This is a genomic window from Hungatella sp. SL.1.14, assembly GCF_024460495.1.
Classification (GTDB): domain Bacteria; phylum Bacillota; class Clostridia; order Lachnospirales; family Lachnospiraceae; genus Hungatella; species Hungatella hathewayi.
In genome coordinates this window covers 156,615-176,845 of record NZ_JANFYJ010000006.1, presented here as the reverse complement: position 1 = coordinate 176,845, position 20,231 = coordinate 156,615, and the positions used below count along the sequence as shown (strand labels likewise).

Here is a 20,231-nt window from a genome sequence, read left to right as displayed (position 1 = left end):
TACAATGACATTTTGCCGATTTTGTAGTATACTTCTTACGAAATTATAAGTGTGAGATTATGACGAAAGGATGGCTTCATTATGTACTGTGTAAAAAATATTAAAGATGACCTGTTTTGGGTCGGCGGAAGCGACCGAAGGCTCGCCCTGTTTGAAAACGCATACCCCATACCAAACGGGATCTCCTATAATTCTTATCTTCTGTTAGATGAAAAAACCGTTCTCTTCGACACGGTCGACCGGGCAATCACCGGGCAGTTTTTGGAAAATGTGGAATCCGTTCTGGCAGGAAGAACGCTGGACTATGTGATTGTCAATCACATGGAACCGGACCACTGCGCCACACTGGGTGAGCTGATCAGACGATACCCTGACATCTCCGTGGTCTGCAACGCGAAGACGATTCCGATCATCAAACAGTTCTATGAATTTGATATCGATACCAGAGCCGTGATCGTGAAAGAAAACGACACCTTCTGTTCCGGCAGACATACCTTCACCTTCCTGATGGCCCCTATGGTACACTGGCCGGAGGTCATGGTGACGTATGACACCACGGACAAGATCCTTTTCTCCGCAGATGCCTTCGGTACCTTCGGCGCCATGAACGGCAACTTATTTGCGGATGAACTCTATTTCGAGCGTGACTGGCTGGCAGACGCCAGAAGATACTATACCAACATCGTCGGCAAATACGGCGCATCGGTTCAGACGCTGCTTAAGAAGGCGGCCGCACTGGACATCGAGGTCCTCTGCCCGCTTCATGGTCCCGTCTGGAGATCCGACATCGCATGGTACGTGGACAAGTATTTAACCTGGAGCAGCTATGAGCCGGAAGAGAAAGCCGTCATGATCGCATACGGTTCCATCTACGGCAACACGGAAAATGCAGCGAATATTCTGGCCTGCCGGCTGGCAGACCGCGGTGTGAAGAACATCGTCATGTACGACGTCTCCTCCACGCATCCATCCGTCATCATCTCCGAGGCCTTCCGCTGCAGCCACCTCATATTCGCTTCCGCAACGTATAATGGCGGCATCTTCAGCTGTATGGAGCACCTGCTCCTCGATTTAAAGGCTCACAATCTTCAGAACCGCACCGTGGCACTCCTGGAAAATGGTTCCTGGGGCGTAACAGCCGGACGTAAGATGGGAGAGATCATCTCCGAGATGAAGAACATGACCATACTCGATGAAACCATCACGATCAAATCCTCCTTAAAGGAAGACCAGATGGCGGAACTCGGCGCTCTGGCAAATATAATTGTAGATTCCATGAACTAGCGGGTCCGGTTTGACGGACTCTCCTGACAATACTTTTAAAGCCCTGTCCGGAACTGCGTGGTCTGACACGCCTTCCCGGACAGGGCTTTAAAAGTATAAAAGTAAATTCACCAGCCAGATCACCTCAGTAAAAAACATCCTTCCATCCCGATCCGTCAGCACGGCCTTTGCACCGCGGAACCGGTAATGATGCGGCCGTCTATCGGTTATCAGCCGCTTATCATTCGCGTATGTCTGCACTTATAAGCCTTCACAGCCTCTTCCAGCTTCTCTAAAAAGGCTTCCTCTCCGAACGTATTGAGCTTAAAGAACATGGCCTGGCTTCCCCCGGATGTGATGGCGGTCAGCCTGAGTTCCCCTTCATATTCCAGGATCGTCACATTCAGGCTGACGCGGTTGCCTCCCATATAGCTGTACCTCTCATATACCATCGTACAGCACCGCACGCCGTTGATCTCCTCCTCATGTTCGTCCTCGAACGATGCAGATACACTGCCGTATAAAATTTCATTTTTTAAATATTTTTTGAAATGATCCAGATTCCCTGTTAAGTCAGCTTCAAATTTTGCCATGTATCTCACTCCCTTCTGCCGCAGCCGGCGTATCATCATAGACCGCGAACGGTATCCACTCCACCGGCTCTCCTCTGTTCTGAATGGCGTCTGCAAAAGCTTCCACTTCTTCTTTCGAATTCTTTAAGAGTCCAAATTCTTCCGGTTTCAGTTTGAACTGTTTCATCAGTTCCTTCTGAAGGGAATTGCACAGGTATGTATGAAAACCTGAGATATCCCATCCAAGAATATCAAAGCCGAGAAAATGACGTTCTGCGGTCCGAGACGCTACATTTTTAGGGATTATCCTGTCCTCCATGGAAGGCAGATGTGCCTCTTCCAGCGCAATCCCGATCAGACGGTATCCCCGGTCCACTCCCTTTTGTTTAGAAAAATAACGCCTGTATATTTCGTCTGCATCCTGTTTGGACACGAACCGGCTGTCCGTATCCAGCCGGTCCTCCCCAAGCAGCCGCAGGGTTTCTTCTGAAAAATCTATAAATTCCCTTTTCTCCAGTCCCAGCCGCTTCCGGTATTCCTCTTTTTGCCTTTCATCATTGGTCATGCAGGAAAATGGCTGCGGCTCCACATCACAGATGCAGCTGCTGGCAGTCAGAATCCATTGGGAAAAATCCTTTAGAAATTCCGGACACCGGCAGGGACGTATAATATAATAGCCGTAATCTACATACATTTTTTGTGTCCTTCCTTTTTGGCTCTATTCTACCAGATATCATTTTTCCATGTCTTTCATTTTCCTTAATATTTACGCTATAACATTTGTCATATAAGTGAAGGAAATCTTTCTTTTTCCGGCTGGCATTTATGACTATGGGGAAGAAGAGAGGTGGCGGGATTGGGTCTCTGATGATGAAAAAGGGGTTGTCCAGAAAATGTAATTCAGCAGCAGTCCACAAATAAGTATTTTAAAAGGGTGTCGCAAAATCATCAAAACAGATGATTGAGCGGCACCCTCAATTTTAATGAACAGATTACTCCTGCCATGGCTGCGTCAAGTCAATAATACCCTTTCCTCCATTTCAAATACCACTCAGGGATATTCTTTGACAGTCTGACAATCTCCCCGCATTTATAGACAGCAAACCAGCGAAATTCATTTGTGTTATCATATAGTGCGGCCAAGTCACACAGACCAATAACTTCGTGAAGATTTCTAAAGCTTTCTCCGAATCTTTTCTCAACATCCTTGTCTGGTATCCCATGACCACCCATTTTCACTCGCTCAGCAATTCTCTGCTTCGCGATCTCTGGAGAATCCACTCCAACATAGTGTAATTCTATCCCATATCCCAATTGCTTTGCCCTGTGTATTGTTCGCAGTATAGTCCGCACAGAGTAGTCTCCTGATTAAATGTAATCCCTTCCTGTAAGTAAGAATTCAATCGTTCAATTGCAATTCTGCCTGCCTTCATTAAATCCGCAGTATTTCTCCAATCTCCAAATTCTCTTAATATTTCATCGGTATTGATCCGCGGCATCGTACCCTGATAATGTGTTGTCCTGTATAAAGTTGATTTTCCTGCCTGTGTCAAGTAAGAACCAAAAAAAATCATAAACTATCTAAAAAAGCACAGCTAATAAGCAAGTTCTGTTGCTGATTAGTTCTACTTTTTTAATGGTACACCGCACCATAAATTAGTGCGGTTGTATATTATCTCCCCCCTTGTACCATGGGAGCATGTAGATTAGGTATAACCACAACCTTCCTGACACTTTACAGCGCCTTTACTTGCTGCTCATGCCTCCAGCGCTACCTGGACCGCGATTCAATTATTACGGAGGTATCATTATCATCTTGGGTTTTAGACCATTGGTTATATGATCCATGAGAAAGTGCCGCTCATACCTTTTACTTCTTCTATTACGATTCCTGGTGTTTACCTTATACTTGCATTTAAGGCAGGTAGCTCGTGGCGTAGCTAATTACTTTCTCTTCATGCTTAAAAGCATGTCCAAAACGTTTAGTATCTCAAAAGATGATTTTCAATATGCCATTTATGACACAAATAAGACAAAAAACATCTACCATGCTGATATTCTATTGTCAAAGTACGCAAACCTGAATCATTCAATTCAGTAACACATCAGTTAATCATTGCTAAATTGCCTGATGCTTATAAGCCTATTTTACGATGATTACCTATACTTATCCATTGACTATCAGTCCATAAATAATTAGTACACAATACAACAAGGGCCTTCCACTAACTCCTAAAGGATTGATGGGTCTGTTTTTATGATACAGTAATATAAATCTAAGAAATTATGTAATTTATTTTTAATTTTATATATTGTATAATAAGATAAAATTAAAAGATTTAGAGGATATATTAATGAAGATACTATTACGAATTAAATTTATCTGTTATGTTTTATATTATTATTTTTATACTAATCTACATCTTATGATTAATTTAACACTTACCATAATTATTATAACCGTAACACCTAATATTCTTTTAAAAATTGTGGCACCAATACCTATATTACTAATATTCAATTTTGTTATTTTTCCAATAAAAAAGTATGGAACTCATTTGCAGCTAATTAAGTCAGGAAAAACTTATGAATTAACTATGTGTGGAAAAATAAAAGATTTATCTAAAGAGGAAATACAACATCATTTCTTAAATAGTCTTGAAGAAGTTATTGATAACCCTTCTATCTTTCAATTAAAGAGCAAAATTCGTGTCCACACACATGGTTTGTTTGCAACTAAACTTTTTGAGGCTTTATACAAAGCGCATAACATTGATTACAACAGCAAATTATGGCGTGAAGGGATCGCCAATGGTTTTTTTGAATTAGAGCAATTTAAAATTGAGATTTATAAGAAGAAGGGCAAAAATATTATGATTGCTGGAAATTATGGATACAGTGTTATATTAAAAGATGAAAAACTAATTCAGGCTCTTAAGCACATAGAAAGATCCATTGATTATTATGACATAATTTTACCTCCTGATGTATTTAGAGTAACCAAAAATACATAGTATAAAATCAATCTGCTTAAATTAATCATTTTTAATTTGATTTTCAGTCAGGGGACTGCACTATACTCTTACTGATTAACACAAGAATGAAAGAAAACGGTATCATTTCGAAAAAGTATTTGGCTGCCATTTGAAAAGGCGCTGTACGGCATAAACCTGACAGCGCCTTTCTAATCGTTTCATAAATCACTTTGTAATTTCTTAAATATAGTAAACCAAAGTTATTATTTTTCTTTATCTATTGTAATTTTTCCTTATTTCGTTATTTCATGTAACTATTTCTCAGCACGCTATTCTCTCATAGATTTTATCAATTTCGTCCTGAAATTTAAAAATAATCTCTATATCGTGATTCCTATCCACTAATACCTTCTCAATGAAAGCATCGGCTATATCTGACGTAAGTATTTTTTCTTCCTTGTATTTTTCAACCAATCCAGCATATTCTGAACTAAATATAAAATTATCTTCATTATGCCTGTTAATATCATCTTCTATTTCAGCAATACGTTTATCCAATACGTCTATTTGCTTTGTCAGATCATCTTTTCTTTTCATATATTCCTTTTTTGTAAGCTGCTCTGATTTATATTTCTCATACAATTCCATCTTTTGACAACTTATTAAGTCAACAGATTTATGAAGACATGCCATTTCTTCATGCCGATCAGTTATATTACTCTTTAAAGACTTTTTAATGTTTCTTTCATTATCCAAAAATAAGTATATATTAAACTGTAATGCTTTAAAAACCGCTGCCTCCAAAACTGATGTCTGAATAGGTTTCGTAGTACAGACCGAAAAGGGATTTTCCCGTTTGTCCAAGCAAACGTAAACATCATAATTATATTCTAATCTTCTAGTCATGCCACAACCACATTCTGTACAATAAACCTTTTTATATAGTGCAGAAACTCTTTGCCGTTTGGTTTTTTTATGGCCAGCCTTTTCAGCTCTATCATCAAGCCAGTCATTCACACTATCAAACTGCTCTGTCCTGATAATGGCTAGCTGCCTATTCGGAACCAAAACTTGCTGATCCCGTTTAATAACACGAGTCTTCTTTGTACCCAAAGAACAGCTCTCCACTGTATGACGCACAGAATATCCTAAATAGGTTTTATTCCTTGCTATTTTAAGGATCGTTGCTCTATTCCATACAGATTTTTTACTAACCTTACTCAACTTCACTCCATACCTACTCGTTAAATAAATACTGGGGGGTTCTATCTTCTTTTCTGCCAGGAAGCAGATGATGTATTTATAACTTTTTCTCTGTTCCAAAAAATCCATTATCATCTGAACAACCGTAGCAGCTTCCCAATCTACTTCATATTCACGTTCCTTGGTATACCGATATCCATAAGTTGGTATCGGTCCATTATGCTTTCCCTGTTTGGCCTCTTCCATTTTGATTTTTTTATGCGCATATGAAAGCTGCATTGGATATATACCATTAATCAAATTTTTAAACTTATTTTCAAAGTCCAAACCATACGGATAGTCATTACTATCGTAATCGTCATTTACCGCAATATAGCGCACTTCCAAAAATGGGAATATTTTCTCTAAATAATTTACCGTATCAATAGTATCACGTCCCAAACGTGAAAAATCTTTAGTTACTACAACGATCTTATTGCCATATAAACTTCTAATTTTTTCCATCATTCTCTGGAAATCAGGACGTTCAAAATTCGCCCCTGTGTAGCCATCGTCAATAAACTCCTTTACTTCATAATCTGAAAATTCGTCCTTCTCTTTTTGGAAACGCTGCAATAATCTTCGTTGATTCCCAATGCTGCAGCTCTCATCGTCCCCATCCTCCTTTGAAAGACGTTCATAGAAAAACAAATATTTTTTTATCATTATCATACCACCTCGCATTCTACATCTATGTTAAATATGTCTTTAAATTTAAAGATAACCTCAATAGACGTTTTATCTACAACCCTAACTTCCGCAATCAATTCATCAATCACCTCTGCGGTGATACAAATATTTCCATGAATATCCAGTAAACTCGAAATCCATTTATTCTTCATAGAATACTTCCGGACTGCATCATTAAGTTCCATATCCAGCTTTCCTTTTTTCTCGATCAACTCTTCTCTTTGTTCTGAATACTGATTTTTAATTTGAAGATATTCTCTTTTATCCAAAAGTCCACCGACATAATCTTCATATATCTGCTGTTGTTTTACCGTTATTCTCTGCAACTCATCATCTGCTATTGCCATATTCTGTTGAAATTCCCTCTTTAGTTTAGTTAGAAATATGCCTTTTTTATATAACTTTCTTTCCTTCATTGCAGCTTTTACCCATCTATCCAAGAGAACTGTTACAGCTTTCAGAATATATTTTTCATTGACAAATTGAGCTTTACAGATACTTGGAGCTATATCATGTCCTGGGCAATGATACTCAAATCCCAACCCTTTTTTGGTCTTATACCTGTGTTGGCTCATATTTCTTCCACAAATACCACAGATTATTTTTCCGCCAAACAATCCAAGTTTCTTGTCGTTCTCTCGATTAAAATTATTTACCCACGCCTGTTTCGCAAGCTCCTGTGCTTCATCGTAAACTGATTGTCCAATGATACGCGGCAAAACGTTCTCATCTATGATCCACTCTTGCCGAGGGACCCTTCTGATTTTTTGGTTTTTGTAATAACTCTGCTCTGTTTTATGAGTTACCAGGCACCCTATGTAGGCCGGATTCTGAATTATTTTTGATATTGTATTACCAGTCCATAAATATTTCTCGGGATTCTTTTCTACCTTGTCTTGTTTTCCGTGTTTTATAAGATAATATGCTTGCGGACAGGGAATTCTCTCTTCATTAAGTTGCTTTGCCAGCCTAAAATATGTATATCCTTCTAAGACAAACATATTAAAAATGCGTATCAATACAACTGCGGCCTCATCATCACGGACAAGTATCTTACTGTTTTTTTGAGAACGTGCAAATCCATACGGTGGTCTTGCTCCCCAAAACTCTCCGCTTCCTCGATTCAGTTCATGAGCCTGTGACAACTTTTTCGATGCGACCCGAGCATAATACTCATTTGCCAGATGTTTAATAATATAAATCATCCTGTCTTTGCTACAGCGCGGATCTGCGCTGTCATATGCATCATCAATACTGATAAATCTTACGTCGAGGGAAGGAAACACAACTTCCAGAAGTTCAAGAGCCTCCAGGGAGTTTCTTCCAAACCGGCTGAAATCCTTGACGATGACTGCATTGATCTTCCCGCGTTTGATATCTTGAAGCAATTCATTAAATCCGGGACGGTCGAATGTTGTTCCTGAAATGCCATCATCATAATATTCTCCCGCCAGTAAGCCGTCCTGTATATTTTTCCTGATAAAATCCCGGTTCCTCTGAAGTTGATGTATAATAGAATCATCAATACCCACTTTGTTGCTTTTCACTGATAATCTTGCGTAGGATGCCCATCGGTTCTCTCTAAAAACAGGAGCTGATCTTTCTGCTTTAGAACTTTTTCTACTTGTTCTAGCCACACAAAACACCTCCTTCTCCTATTTGATTCAAGAAGCCTTGCATTTTGGCGTTGGGCAGTTCGTAATGAATCTGTTTGATCTTTTCTATTACTTGCCTGTATTCGTCTTCAAACCAGAATGTCACTTCCAGATTTCCCTGGGCCGTAACCTGTATGTCTTTAATAAAGCTGACCACCAGTTTTCGGTCGAGTTCCTTGATCTGACCAAATTTCAGAAAATGTTCAATCCAGTTATTCTGTCCACAGATATTTCGGAATATATTTCTGCTCTCCTCTTCCTGATTTTCCATCAACTGTTCCAATTCTCCACAGCGCTCTGAATACTTTTTTTTCATCTGCAGATACTCCTCTTTAGTAAGAATTCCCTCTTGGAAACTTTCGTAAAGAGACGTAGACAGTTTCAGATTCCATTGGTACTCCTTTTTTAACATTTCCATCCGGTTACTTTCTTTTTCAACTTTGCGGTCAGAAAACGGAATTGTCTCCACATATTGTAAAATTGACTTCAAGTTTACCATCATAGAAATTTGGTGTCGGATCAGCAGAAGCATACTTTTTTTAAGCTTTGCTTCAGATACACGGTGTGGTGAAGAACACTGCTCTTTATGATCCCTATTTGTTGAGCACACATAGTATCCGTATTCCTTCCCATTATACTTTGCAGGTTTTCTCACAAGTGACTGATGGCAGTCCGCACATTCAAGAATACCCGAAAAAAGGTAAACCGTATCCTGCCCTGGCGCAGTCCGCGTGTCTTTTTCCAAAAGATGATTAACAATCATAAAATCAATCCAGCTTACAATTGGCGGAATAGCCCCCTCCACAATGTCCCACTCTTCCTCAGTCTTATATATTGTTTTATGTACCTTAAAATTGGGAGTTGTGGTTTTTCCCTGAACCAATATTCCCACGTAGGCAATATTACATAGTATCCGCCCCACCGCCACTGCCGTCCAATGGCTGCGCTCATACAATTTGAAGGTTGTTTTATATGGGATACCTTGTGACACCTTGTAATCTGCAGGCGGCAAAAATCCAAGGCTATCCAATCTCCTGGCTATGGCATCCTGGCTAAGACCGCATATTTTCCATGCAAAAATGTCCCGAACCACCCCAGAAGCAATAGGGTCGAGGATCAGCCTGTGACGGTCTTCCGGGTCTTTTTGGTAGCCATAATATGCATATGCCCCAACAAAAAGCCCCTGCTCACGCATAGCTTTTAATGTGTTCCGGATACTGATGCTTGTATTTGCCGGGTAACTCTCATTTAGTAAACTTTTAATGGGTAAAGTCAGAAAATCCTGTTTACAGGATTCATCGTCACTGTCATAGTTATCATCGATTGCTACGAAACGGATCCCCCACTCAGGGAACCGGCGTTGGACATACCGCAGCACTTCCGTAAAGTCTCTTCCCAATCGGCTCAAGTCCTTCACTATAATACAGTCGATCATGCCCTTCTTGATCAATTCCAGCAAATTCTGAAAACCTGGGCGCTTGAAATTAGTACCGCTATATCCATCATCAATCTCCTCACCGACCAATTGGATTTCTGGATGATTTTCCTTATAACGGTTAACTATGACTCTTTGATTTTTGATACTGTCACTCTCGATTTGATCGCCATCTTCTACCGATAGGCGCAGATAAGAGTACGTTCGAAAGATATGATTATACTTTTTAAACATAAAAACAGCTCCTAACCACTTATTAGTCAGCTGTATGACCCTCCTGAAACGGACGGCTATACACCAAATAAGTAGCAGGAACCTGCTTAATCTTTAGTTCTATTCCGCCTTTATTCTACCATGATCCAAATCAGTTGTCCATACCATCTAACATAATCACCTACTTTTTATTTTTTCTCATTTGTGTTCTTATTCAAATCTCTGCTTTTTCCACTAAATTTTCGATAATATCAGATAGTGTTTTCCCTGTATTTGAATAAGCAACTTTTATTTTCATATTTCCCACCCGAAAAAAATATGGATTGATTCCACTTTCCAACAGCATTTTAATGCGCTTTTCTTTGGGCTGGGAAGTATCAACTCTTATACTGTTCAAATCCACCAATGTATTTGGATCCATCTGATCTATACTTATATTTTGTAATTCTTCTAATTCTTCAACGGTCAGCATTTTTAACTCCTATTAACTTATAATAAGCACAATTACAAAGACAATAATTGAATTAAACATAAATGCCAAGTCAATTAGAAAAAAATGGGCCACCAATATATGTATTCTTTCATCTTGTTCTCCTTTAATGCCAAAAATGTCATGATCATAACATATCATTATCCAGTTATTATTTTCCGCTTGCAGTAAGTCCAGTTTTTATCATATTTTCTTTCATACTTACAGCCATATTCAATAAAAAGGCCACTTCTCTTCCGGAACAGTCTTTAATGATCTCCATAAAATCCGAAATATATTTTTTCGTTTCTTTCCCATCATCTGCCCCTGCAACAAAAACCGGATATACATCTAATGCCTGTAATACATTTAAATATGACTCCATACTTAAATTTCTTAGGCCATTCTCTACTTTGCTCATATGATTTGCCGAAACGCCTGCTAATTCTGCAAGTTTTTCTATTGTAAGTCCTTTTGTCTCTCGCACTAACCGGATATTTTGGGCAATATCAAAACTGTTAAGTATCATATCCCTCTGTTCCTCCTTTTCATTTGGTAGTATTTTACAGTATTAAAGTATATTTTAAAATGGACTGGCTGGAATAATTCTACATGAATTTTCCCTAAAATTATCCATTTCAGTTTTTTTGCTATATAACGACACTTTTTTCGTGCAAAAATATCCGATCAGCCTTCCAATCCTTTGATTTACATTTATGGTAAATAATCCCATACACAAAAAAACGCCAGGCGTAATAACCATTTGGCTGCTACGCCTAACGTTTCTTTGTGTATAATTTATCTGTCTGCCTGAGATGCTTCAAAAGCGGCTGTCCACTGCCTGACAAAATCTTTAGCTAAACCGTTGGCTCCGAATATCCGTGTAAACGGTATAGCTCCTGCCTCCATTTTCCAATACTTGCACTTAGAGGCACCGACAGTGGTAAACTAGAAAAGTGTATGATCATTTCGCATTTTTGAAAGCAGGAAAAAGTGGAAGCAGAGGATATCGTGCTTAAAAAGGCAGACTTTAAGGACTGGGAGGCGATGTACCAAAACGTTTGGTCAAGACCGGAGACCACTCTGTTTATGCAATCGTGGGTTTTCTGATACTCTATCGTTTTTCGTATCCGTTCTATCGCCTTTGTCTCATCTGTTGTGATATTCCACGTCAATTGTTGATACAATCAGTGCAGAATAGCATATTTGCTAAAAAGGCTTTTAGAAGACGAAGGAAAAAGATGGTAGTGACATGGGAAAACAGTTGTACTGGCCCTCAACTATATGGTGGAGGCTATAGTAAAATGACTGCTTGACAGATTGATGCTGACAGCCCGAGATTTTCAAATAACAGAGTTACCTGCAGCGGCTCCGCTGACTGTGCGCTGACTCTTAATCCGCAGGAGTACAGAATCAGGAGGGCACTGAAACCGTTTGACATCGGATATCAGCCTACCGATATGATTATGAAAAAATAAGCAAGGAGCAGCTTTCTATGCTTGGAGGCTGCTCCTTGCTTTTCTATTTCAGAGTGGAAGCTCTATTCTTACACTTAATCCATGCGAGACAGCACTGAAAAAACATGCTTCAGCCTCCAACAAAAACACTTATCTTGTAGCCATCTGGATTGTGTACAATACTGTTGCATATCAGATTGCTTAACATTCGTTGCAATAATGAGCTATCGCCGTTCAGTATATCATCAAAAGCACATTCGTAATAAATGCAACAACACCGATCATTACTGGCTGTATATATCGTACAGTAATGGAGAAGTAATAATTGACAGCACTTCTCTGTGGTAATCCGATTACCAAAAGTCCATCGCTTCGTTTCCAGACATGGATTGGGTAATCTTCAAGATATCAGCGGCTGAACATGGCAATAGCGGGTTGTAGATATTTCGCGTGCTCAACTGAGTCTACCCGACGCATAATGAAAAGTGTCGCCATATTAATGACTCTCCTTTAGCGAAATGACATCATGAAGCCCATTCCCTAGACAACTTATCATTTGAACAGGTATTGCGTGGAAATCTGACCTTTTTCTTTTCTTCATCTGATTTTAATTTATTTATATTATCCTTCATGGATTCCAACATGTCCATGAAAAATCTTAATTCAACCTCGGAACACTCTTTTATTAAACATATAAAACGCTCCAACAACTCCACATGCCTCTCAATTCGTTCTACTTCTGATAACAAAACAGGAACAGCTCCTAATGCTTCCAGAATCCTTGTATATGTTTTCATTCCAATGTTTCTGGAGCCAGCTTCAAACTTACTCAGATGGCTTTGAGATATTCCTGCTAATTCTGCTAGTTCTTCTTGTGTCATTCCTTTTTGCTCACGTAATTTTCTAATGTTTTCTGCAATAGAACGAATATAATCCTTCATAAGTCATTCTCCTTTTAGTCATTCAATGAGTGTATTCCGTATTATGGCATCTATGCCTGTCATGATACCGTTTCCATATATATGTACTATCAAATTTTCCCTACATACATCTTTTGTAATAAGTACTTTCATCACATCTGGTCACCCCCATGCCACATATGTAGTTTTCTTCTCTGGCACTAATGTTTTCTACAAGAACCAGGACTGGTTTTAATTAATGATACCGATTATCCCATGCTGGCTGCCATAAGTATTTCTTCCATTAAACCCGCTCTTGTGGATCACGCGCCCCACTCAGGACATGCGCTGGAGATCGGTAAGTATCTCTCTTATTATCTGCTACTATGTGAATGCTGCTGCAAATTTTACGCCGTTTCTGACGAAACTGTGGTAGTTTTAATTCTCTGATATACAGCTACGAATACCGCAGACTTGATTCATCTGCGGTATTCGTAGTTTTTCTTTCCAAGTCTGCTTAAGTGTTATTCATCACTTAATCCATTTTCCTTCTGAATCCACCTGATATCCATCCGGTGTTATATCACTTACCAGCATGTCTCCATCTCTTCCAAGATAGTACCAGTCTTCCTTATAGAAATACCACTCATTGCACTTCATAGACCCATCTGCATTGAAATAATACCATTTCCCGTTCACCAGGACCCAGGTATCGGCACACATGGCACCATCCGGATTTAACAGATACCACTTGTTCTGGTCAGACAACCAGCCGGTCTGCATATTGCTATCCTGATCAAAATGATACCATTTCCCATTTATTTTAGCCCATTCATTTGTTGCATATGTTCCAGTGCTCTTTTTAAACTTCCACGGTTCATTCTGGCCGCCCTGCCACGTTCCGGTGATACTGTCATCCGGTATATAGACGCTTCCGCTGCTGTCGCTGTCGTTGTCATTGCTGCTGACCGTACGTCCCAGAACCTTAACTGTAAAGGTATCCTTAAAGGTTTTATCCTCTCCGTTTTTATCCACTCCCTCATACACCACTTTGATGGTCTTGCTTCCCTGTATTCCAAAGGACGGGATATCCAGATCGTACTCATCTTCCGTAAGCACTCTTTCCCTGCGCTCTGCATTGCTGGCGGTTGCCCGTCTTTCATAAGCGACTACTTTCATTCCCTCTGGGTCGAAGTCTTCTCCTGTCTTATAAACCGTCTTATCCGGCTTTTTCCGTACTTCTATTCCGGTTGTATAATACTCTTCCCAGACTTCTGTTACGGTTACGGTGAAGGAATCGGTAAATACTTCATTATCCCCTTCCTTATTTTCTGCCTCGTAATAAACTGTAACCTTCTTTGTCCCGTCTGTATCGAACGATTCATGCCTTATCTGGTACTCATCAGGATTTAGTGTTCGTTCGTTCCGTGATGCATTGCTGGCACTTGCCACTTCATAAGCGACTACCTTCATCCCTGCCGGGTCAAAGTCGTCTCCGGTCTCATACATTAACTTATTTGGTTTTCTCGTTACTTTAATTCCGGTTGTATAGACTTCGTTCTCCAGCGCTTCTATTACTTCCACTGTAAAGGAATCATAAAACGCCTCTTCTTGTCCATCACTTCCAACTCCATGATATACTGTGGTAACCGTTTTCGTTCCTGCAGTTTCAAAGCTCTCAGACTCTACTTCATACTCCTCCGGCGAAAGCACTCTCGAACGTGCAGCATTACTGCTGCTGGCAATTTCATAAATCGTAACTTCCATTCCCTCCGGATCAAAGCGGTCACCAATTTCATAGTTGGTACGTTCTGGTTTTTTCGTTACTTTAATACGTTCTGTGTAATATCCGGTTTCTGTTCCCTTCAGTTCATCCATTGCCTTTTTCAGCTGTTTGATCTGATCGTCCACTTCTTTCTGCGTTGCAAATACTTTTTCAGCTGTCTTTTTGGCCGCTTCGATTGCCTTTTTAACCGCTTCAATTGCCTCTGGAGAGTAGATATCCGTTTTCTCCGTTTCTTTTTCCGCCTCTTCTATCAGAGCTGTCAGGACCTCTTTATCTGATGAGGGCACCTCTGGTCTGCGCAATGCCCCGGTAACTGCAGGTACATAGAATTCTTCAATCGCCGCTAAATTTGGATGCGTTCCCGATCCATTTGTTCCCGGAAGGCCATTACTATCCAGGGAATTGAAGGTATATCGGTTCTTGTGGGGTTCCTTTCTAGTATCCAGTTCTGAATCGTCATAGAGATTGGCAACCGCTACTTCCCACTTTGCACAGGCGGCAAGCTCCAGTTCATGAAGTTTATCCTGCATTGACTCATCCCGTGAGCCAAGCTTATGTACCGCTACATAAACCAACTGAGCATCCGGCCATTTCTTCTTCATCTCATAAACCGTCTTCTCAAAAGCACCTGCAAAAGTATCTGTATCGAATCGTTCCGGATCACATTCCTCCACGATTGTGCCAAGGGACTCGCTGTCCTTGTTTAAGAGATACTCTGCGTCATTTGTTCCACCATCAAAGATAATATAATCCGGTGCTTCGTCCGGCGCACTATTTAACTGGGATAAAATCTGCCCTCCAGAATAACCGGCCTCCATAATGGTAGCCCCGTTTACCGCATATTTCTGAAGGATCATTCCCTCCTGATCTGCTATGAAATCAGCAAAGCTGTGTTTCGTATACTGATGGCCTGCAACAATACTGTCGCCAAACGCATAGAGCGTTTTTCCTTCCAGCGGCAGATCCAGTGCTGCTTCAGGAGCTGTCAGCCTGAAATTATCGATATACTGAGGCTGCCCGACCCACCAGTTGCAGGCAATCATCTTTGCAAGATTGGAAGCTTCTGTAGGAATTGCAATCTCCTGCGCTGCCACCTTGCCGTCTTTTTCCGTGATGGAATAGCTGACTGTTTTCTCCTCAAAATCAGCGTGCACACGGATCGTATACGTTGTATCCTTATTCATGTCGATATGATTCCAGGATGGTTCTTCGGCGGCTGCCGCTTTTGAATCATCTACTGCTCCTCCGGTTACGGATGGCCTTAAATCATTCTTATCTGCTGCCGCACATATCGCAAACAACAGTCTTCCGTATGAATCCCGGAATTCAAATCCCTGTTTATCTCCCTTTGTGCAGACATAATCGAATGTCATGTCAATTCCTCTTTGCCCTGTAATCTCAGGGCCAAAGGTCTTAACTGCTGTGGTTGCATTTCCCATACTGCCTGCCGTCAGTACCAGTTTTCCATTCTCAATCTTTGTTCCATGTGAAAATCCGAAATTATCAGGATCCGTCTGTTCTTCAAAGTTTTCTTCTATCAGAACATTTTCAAATGATCCCGGCATGTCTGCCATCGGAACTGTCACATCGTGCTGATTGACTTTTCCTCCCTCCAGTGTGATAGTGTCTGTTATATCTTCTTTCTCGCATTTAACCGTAATTGTAGCTACACCCGGAGCCAAGCCCTGCACAATCGAGTAAACGCCGCTCTTATTAGTCACAGCCTCAACCGTTTTATCTCCACTTGTCACTTCTACAACTGCACCCGTGACAGGATTCAATCCATCTGTAACAGTGCCGCGGAGAATTACCGCATCTGGAGCCAGGCTTAGTTCAAACATGCCGATCGTAGGTGCATTCTGATCCGCTACCGTCTGTGTCTTTGGCGAATCAAAGGTTGCCTCAGCATCCGTTTTTTCGAAAGTTGGATAATCCATTCTTCCAATATTAATACAGTCGCCCAGGTAATTCGTATCTGCCTTGTCCAGTGAAGTAAAATTAAACTTGCTTCCTTTGGATTTCAGACCATCATCTATGCTGTATCCATTCGGATCCCGGTCAACTCCCGCTGCAATCAATGGAGAGTCTACTCTGGGTCTCAATCCATTTGCCTCCAAAAGAACGCCGGTCTTGAAATTTCCCTTTCTGTTCAGAGAGGGCGCGTCTCCCTCAAACGGATCATCAGTCAGCAGAATCGGATTTTTATCCTTACTTGTAGGTGCTGTTCCGTAATATGCATTATTGTCATAGGCAAAGTTGCTGCCTCCGCTGAAATTAAATCCCTGTCCTTTTCCATCATAGAACACATTGTTAAAATAGGCGGCACTTCCACCTCCCCAGGGATCGAAATTATTGGTACCATTACCGTCTTTACTGCGGTAGAAGATATTATTATAAATCTGGAAATAGCCGCTTCCCATAGAGTAATGAACATAACTTCTTCCACAGTCCTGCACCAGGTTATAACGGATTACCCCGGAGTTAAAATGAACACCGCATAAAAGGAAGCCTTCCCCTGCATCATGAATGTAATTATACTGGATCAGAGAATTTGTTACCCGCCAGTCCGGATCTATGGCATTGTCATCGGCGCCGCCGCCCTTTTTAACCACATCAGAAATCTCATTATACTGAACTGCCACATTATCGGCAAAATACAGTTCGATTCCACAGGTTCCAATGTGTTCCAGGACATTTCTCTGAATAACGGAATCTTTACTGCTGGTCAAGTAAATACCATTGCAGGCATAGGCAGAAGCCCCCTGGTTGATGTAGTTATCCTGAATTATAATATTGCTGTGGGGATACCAGTTGGCATCGTAGTAATCCGGCGCTCCGCCTGCCCTGTTCCGATTCGCCCAACCTGGATTATTACTATACTGGCTGCCTTCACCATTCCATTGCTTAACTGTTATGCCACAGAAAGAATTATTGATAAATTCACTGTCCTCGATTACAATATCGCTGAACTGGGTTGGCTGGTTACCGCTCGGTTTCAGGCATTCGATAAGGATTCCTCCGGTACGCTTGGAGCCGTCAAGACCTGCATTGTTCACAATTCCGGCATCCTTAAGTCCGGTATCACCAATCCAACTCACTACACCGGTCACATCATGTATCAGCAAATCATGAAGATGGTAACCTTTTAAAGAAGCTACATCACGGCCCGCGATATGGATTCCCCGGTACTCACCCAACAATTTTCCATCTGCAGCGTTTCGGTCTGCATTATTAGTTTCAGGCGGTGTCCCGTCTCCGTTTCCATCTCCCGACAGTTGGGAAAAACCTTCCACGGTATTGGAGATATCCAGACCGCAGATTTCCCAGTATTCCTGATTGTACAGGCAGACCGCATCCGCAGCCTTTCCGTTTGTGGAGATTTTAGGCATAGCCCCCTCTCCGTAGCTGCCAAGAACTATTTTTTCATCCGCACTACCGCTTCCCTGTGGAAAAAGCGTCTCATTTTCCCATTCATCTCCGCAACGGAACAAGATCCTGTCTCCAGGGATAAAATGCTCGCGGTTTACCCGCCCAAGCGTCTTCCATGCAGTATTCTCCGATGTCCCCGCCGCTTCATCATTGCCCTCGCTACTCACATAGTAAGTCGTTCCTGCCTTATGCTCCTGCTGCCCCATCACTTTTACTGACTGAATGTAAACAGTTCCGCGATTCCAGCTGTCCGCATAAAACTGGATTGTATCAAGGCTGTCTGCTGCACTTCTCGCATTCTCATCGTACAACACATAAGAGCCGTCCACAGAGACACGGAACGTATTCTTTTCCAGGTTAATATCCATGCGGACGGTCTGCCACGTTCCGGGAACCGCTGTGCCTGCTGCCTGGTTGTTCGTACCATTAACATGGGTTTTATACTGGCTCCACTGGTTCGCATCATCACTTACGAAGACTGTATACGCTACCTTTCCATTTTTATCCTTAATATACGGGATACTCCACTGCTTGTTGCCTTTTTCTGTACCAAGCTTCAGTCTGGTTTCTATCGATACATAGGAGCAGTTACTTTTGTCGATTCCCAATGCACTTCTTACTAATTGCGTGACAGCTCCATCTGATGACCGTGTAAGCTTCAGGGCCTTTCCCTCTGCACTCTCACCTGCCTCAACCAGTTCTGCTGTTCCTGAACCTCCGCTGACCACCCAGCCGTCCTTTAAGTTATCCAAACTTTCCAGCCCGCTGAAATCTACGGCAGCAATTTCTTTCCAATCACTGGCGCCGGCCGTTTTTCCACCATTCCCCGGTGCAGCCAGTGTAAACATACCCGTTGCAACCGTCATGCCGGCCACAAGTACTGCCGCTATCGTACGGCGAAACCATGTTCTCTGTTTCAATCTCATACTATTCTCCCTTCCTTTTTTCTCCCTTCGCTGCGGGTACTCCCAACGAGCTTTCAGGATGTGCCTATATTCTATCCAAAACTTTCTGTTTTTCCTATGTAATTTTCCGGTAACCTTGCTGGAAAATTCCGACTTTATTATATTTTTTATAATTTTTATATTCAGCAGCCTCAAAAAAACGCCATTATAACCAAACAAAAAACACATAAATTATCAACAAAAGTTGCCGCCTCCCGTCTAAATTCTGCGCTTCGCGCACTCAACTGAGTCCTGCCGCCCCATACTAAAAGAACAGTATGGAATACTCTTGACATATTCCATACTGTTCCATATCATACCATTAACTGTTGCTGCAATCTGTCTGTTTCTATCCCTTGATGCCATCCATGGCAATTCCATCCACCAGATATCTTTGGAAGATAATAAAGAAAATAATTACCGGCAGCAGCGAAATTACTGACATTGCAAACAGTCCACCATAGTTGTTATAAGAGTTTGGATCCAAATACATATTCAGTGCCAGCGGAATTGTAAAGCGTTCCACACTGTTCATAAAAATCAGCGGCTGGAAGAAATCCTGCCAGATCCAGTAAAACGCAAAGATAGAGGACGTAATAATCGCCGGTTTTACCACTGGCACAAGAATTCTAAATAAGGTCGTTATCTTTCCGCATCCGTCAATTTCTGCCGCTTCATCCAGTTCTCTCGGAATTCCACGGAAAAACTGAACCATCAGAAAGATAAAAAACGCACCGCCAAAAATCCACGGAAGAACAAGTGCCGTTTTCGTATTAATCAAATGCAGCTGCTTTAAGATAATGTATTGAGGTACGACCATAACCTGCGGGGGAATCATCATGGTCATCATGACACAGCCAAACCAAAAGCCGGAAAATTTAAATTTAAGTCTGGACAATGCATAGGCCGCCAACAGGGAGGTCAATACACAGCCTACCGTTCCGATAACAGTTACGATCAGCGAATTGGTAAAAAATGTTGTAAACTTCACACCGCCGATCCCTGAAAAACCGCTGTTATAGTTAGTACCTGCATCCCATACCTTTGGGATCAGAGAATACGTATCCAGAAACATGGTATCATTGCTCTTAAAGGAACTGGCCAGAAGCCAGAGCAGGGGATAAATCATCAAAAATCCAAGCGCGCACGCTCCTATGTGAAATATTACCGAATTTATCTTTTTCTTTGTGTGCATTCCCATT

At 41.3% G+C, this 20,231-nt stretch carries 13 protein-coding genes and 1 pseudogene; 3 read left to right on the top strand and 11 right to left on the bottom strand.

Annotation, left to right across the window (positions count from 1 at the left end; translation table 11 throughout):
* The first annotated feature begins 81 nt into the window (after window positions 1-81).
* Window positions 82-1,284 (top strand): FprA family A-type flavoprotein, encoded by a 1,203-nt coding sequence (locus tag NE473_RS08800; protein WP_022031501.1) that lies wholly within the window; start codon window positions 82-84, stop codon window positions 1,282-1,284.
* 209 nt (window positions 1,285-1,493) lie between these two features.
* On the opposite strand, the gene NE473_RS08795 is transcribed toward NE473_RS08800, so the two are convergent.
* The 3 genes from NE473_RS08795 to NE473_RS32810 all read right to left on the bottom strand — a co-directional run bounded on the left by NE473_RS08795 (window position 1,494) and on the right by NE473_RS32810 (window position 3,188).
* On the bottom strand, window positions 1,494-1,856 hold the full coding sequence (locus NE473_RS08795; RefSeq protein ID WP_055651349.1) for a DUF6054 family protein: 363 nt from the start codon (window positions 1,854-1,856) through the stop codon (window positions 1,494-1,496).
* A complete protein-coding gene (locus NE473_RS08790; protein ID WP_242866204.1) occupies window positions 1,843-2,529 on the bottom strand; it encodes a hypothetical protein in 687 nt (228 codons plus the stop codon). Before NE473_RS08790 ends, NE473_RS08795 begins: the two co-directional genes overlap by 14 nt.
* A 323-nt stretch (window positions 2,530-2,852) precedes the next feature.
* Window positions 2,853-3,188, bottom strand: a complete 336-nt coding sequence (locus NE473_RS32810) for a hypothetical protein (protein ID WP_341465622.1) — start codon at window positions 3,186-3,188, stop codon at window positions 2,853-2,855.
* A gap of 1,001 nt (window positions 3,189-4,189) precedes the next feature.
* On the opposite strand from NE473_RS32810, the gene NE473_RS08780 reads away from it, so the two are divergent.
* The gene (locus tag NE473_RS08780) at window positions 4,190-4,849 is read left to right on the top strand and encodes a hypothetical protein (RefSeq protein WP_039892778.1); all 660 of its coding nucleotides are present in this window, start codon (window positions 4,190-4,192) and stop codon (window positions 4,847-4,849) included.
* A gap of 282 nt (window positions 4,850-5,131) precedes the next feature.
* Here the strand turns inward: NE473_RS08780 and NE473_RS08775 are convergent, their stop codons facing one another.
* The 5 genes from NE473_RS08775 to NE473_RS08755 all read right to left on the bottom strand — a co-directional run bounded on the left by NE473_RS08775 (window position 5,132) and on the right by NE473_RS08755 (window position 11,043).
* Window positions 5,132-6,718: a recombinase family protein gene (locus tag NE473_RS08775; protein WP_055650824.1), complete on the bottom strand. Its 1,587-nt coding sequence runs from the start codon at window positions 6,716-6,718 to the stop codon at window positions 5,132-5,134.
* A gap of 2 nt (window positions 6,719-6,720) precedes the next feature.
* Window positions 6,721-8,379 carry a recombinase family protein gene (locus tag NE473_RS32805; protein ID WP_080552317.1) on the bottom strand — a complete coding sequence of 553 codons (1,659 nt, stop codon included), beginning with the start codon at window positions 8,377-8,379 and terminating at the stop codon, window positions 6,721-6,723.
* Complete coding sequence (locus NE473_RS08765) at window positions 8,372-10,066, bottom strand: recombinase family protein (RefSeq protein ID WP_006775928.1); 1,695 nt, start codon at window positions 10,064-10,066, stop codon at window positions 8,372-8,374. Before NE473_RS08765 ends, NE473_RS32805 begins: the two co-directional genes overlap by 8 nt.
* 193 nt (window positions 10,067-10,259) lie before the next feature.
* Entirely contained in the window at window positions 10,260-10,517 is a 258-nt protein-coding gene (locus NE473_RS08760; protein WP_006775929.1) for a DUF6870 family protein, read from the bottom strand.
* Window positions 10,518-10,686: 169 nt separating this feature from the next.
* Window positions 10,687-11,043, bottom strand: coding sequence for a helix-turn-helix domain-containing protein (locus NE473_RS08755; RefSeq protein WP_207729795.1), 357 nt, complete (start codon window positions 11,041-11,043; stop codon window positions 10,687-10,689).
* Window positions 11,044-11,343: 300 nt separating this feature from the next.
* Here NE473_RS08755 and NE473_RS08750 point away from each other — a divergent pair.
* Window positions 11,344-11,466, top strand: a pseudogene (locus NE473_RS08750) (hypothetical protein); the annotation flags it as partial.
* A 1,029-nt stretch (window positions 11,467-12,495) separates the two neighbouring features.
* Here NE473_RS08750 and NE473_RS08745 read toward each other — a convergent pair.
* From NE473_RS08745 to NE473_RS08735, 3 genes are all read right to left on the bottom strand, one after another.
* On the bottom strand, window positions 12,496-12,912 hold the full coding sequence (locus tag NE473_RS08745; protein ID WP_055650823.1) for a helix-turn-helix domain-containing protein: 417 nt from the start codon (window positions 12,910-12,912) through the stop codon (window positions 12,496-12,498).
* Window positions 12,913-13,401: 489 nt separating this feature from the next.
* The gene (locus NE473_RS08740) at window positions 13,402-19,011 is read right to left on the bottom strand and encodes a bacterial Ig-like domain-containing protein (protein ID WP_181987958.1); all 5,610 of its coding nucleotides are present in this window, start codon (window positions 19,009-19,011) and stop codon (window positions 13,402-13,404) included.
* A gap of 367 nt (window positions 19,012-19,378) precedes the next feature.
* Entirely contained in the window at window positions 19,379-20,230 is an 852-nt protein-coding gene (locus NE473_RS08735) for a carbohydrate ABC transporter permease (protein WP_039892412.1), read from the bottom strand.
* Window position 20,231 lies beyond the last annotated feature (1 nt).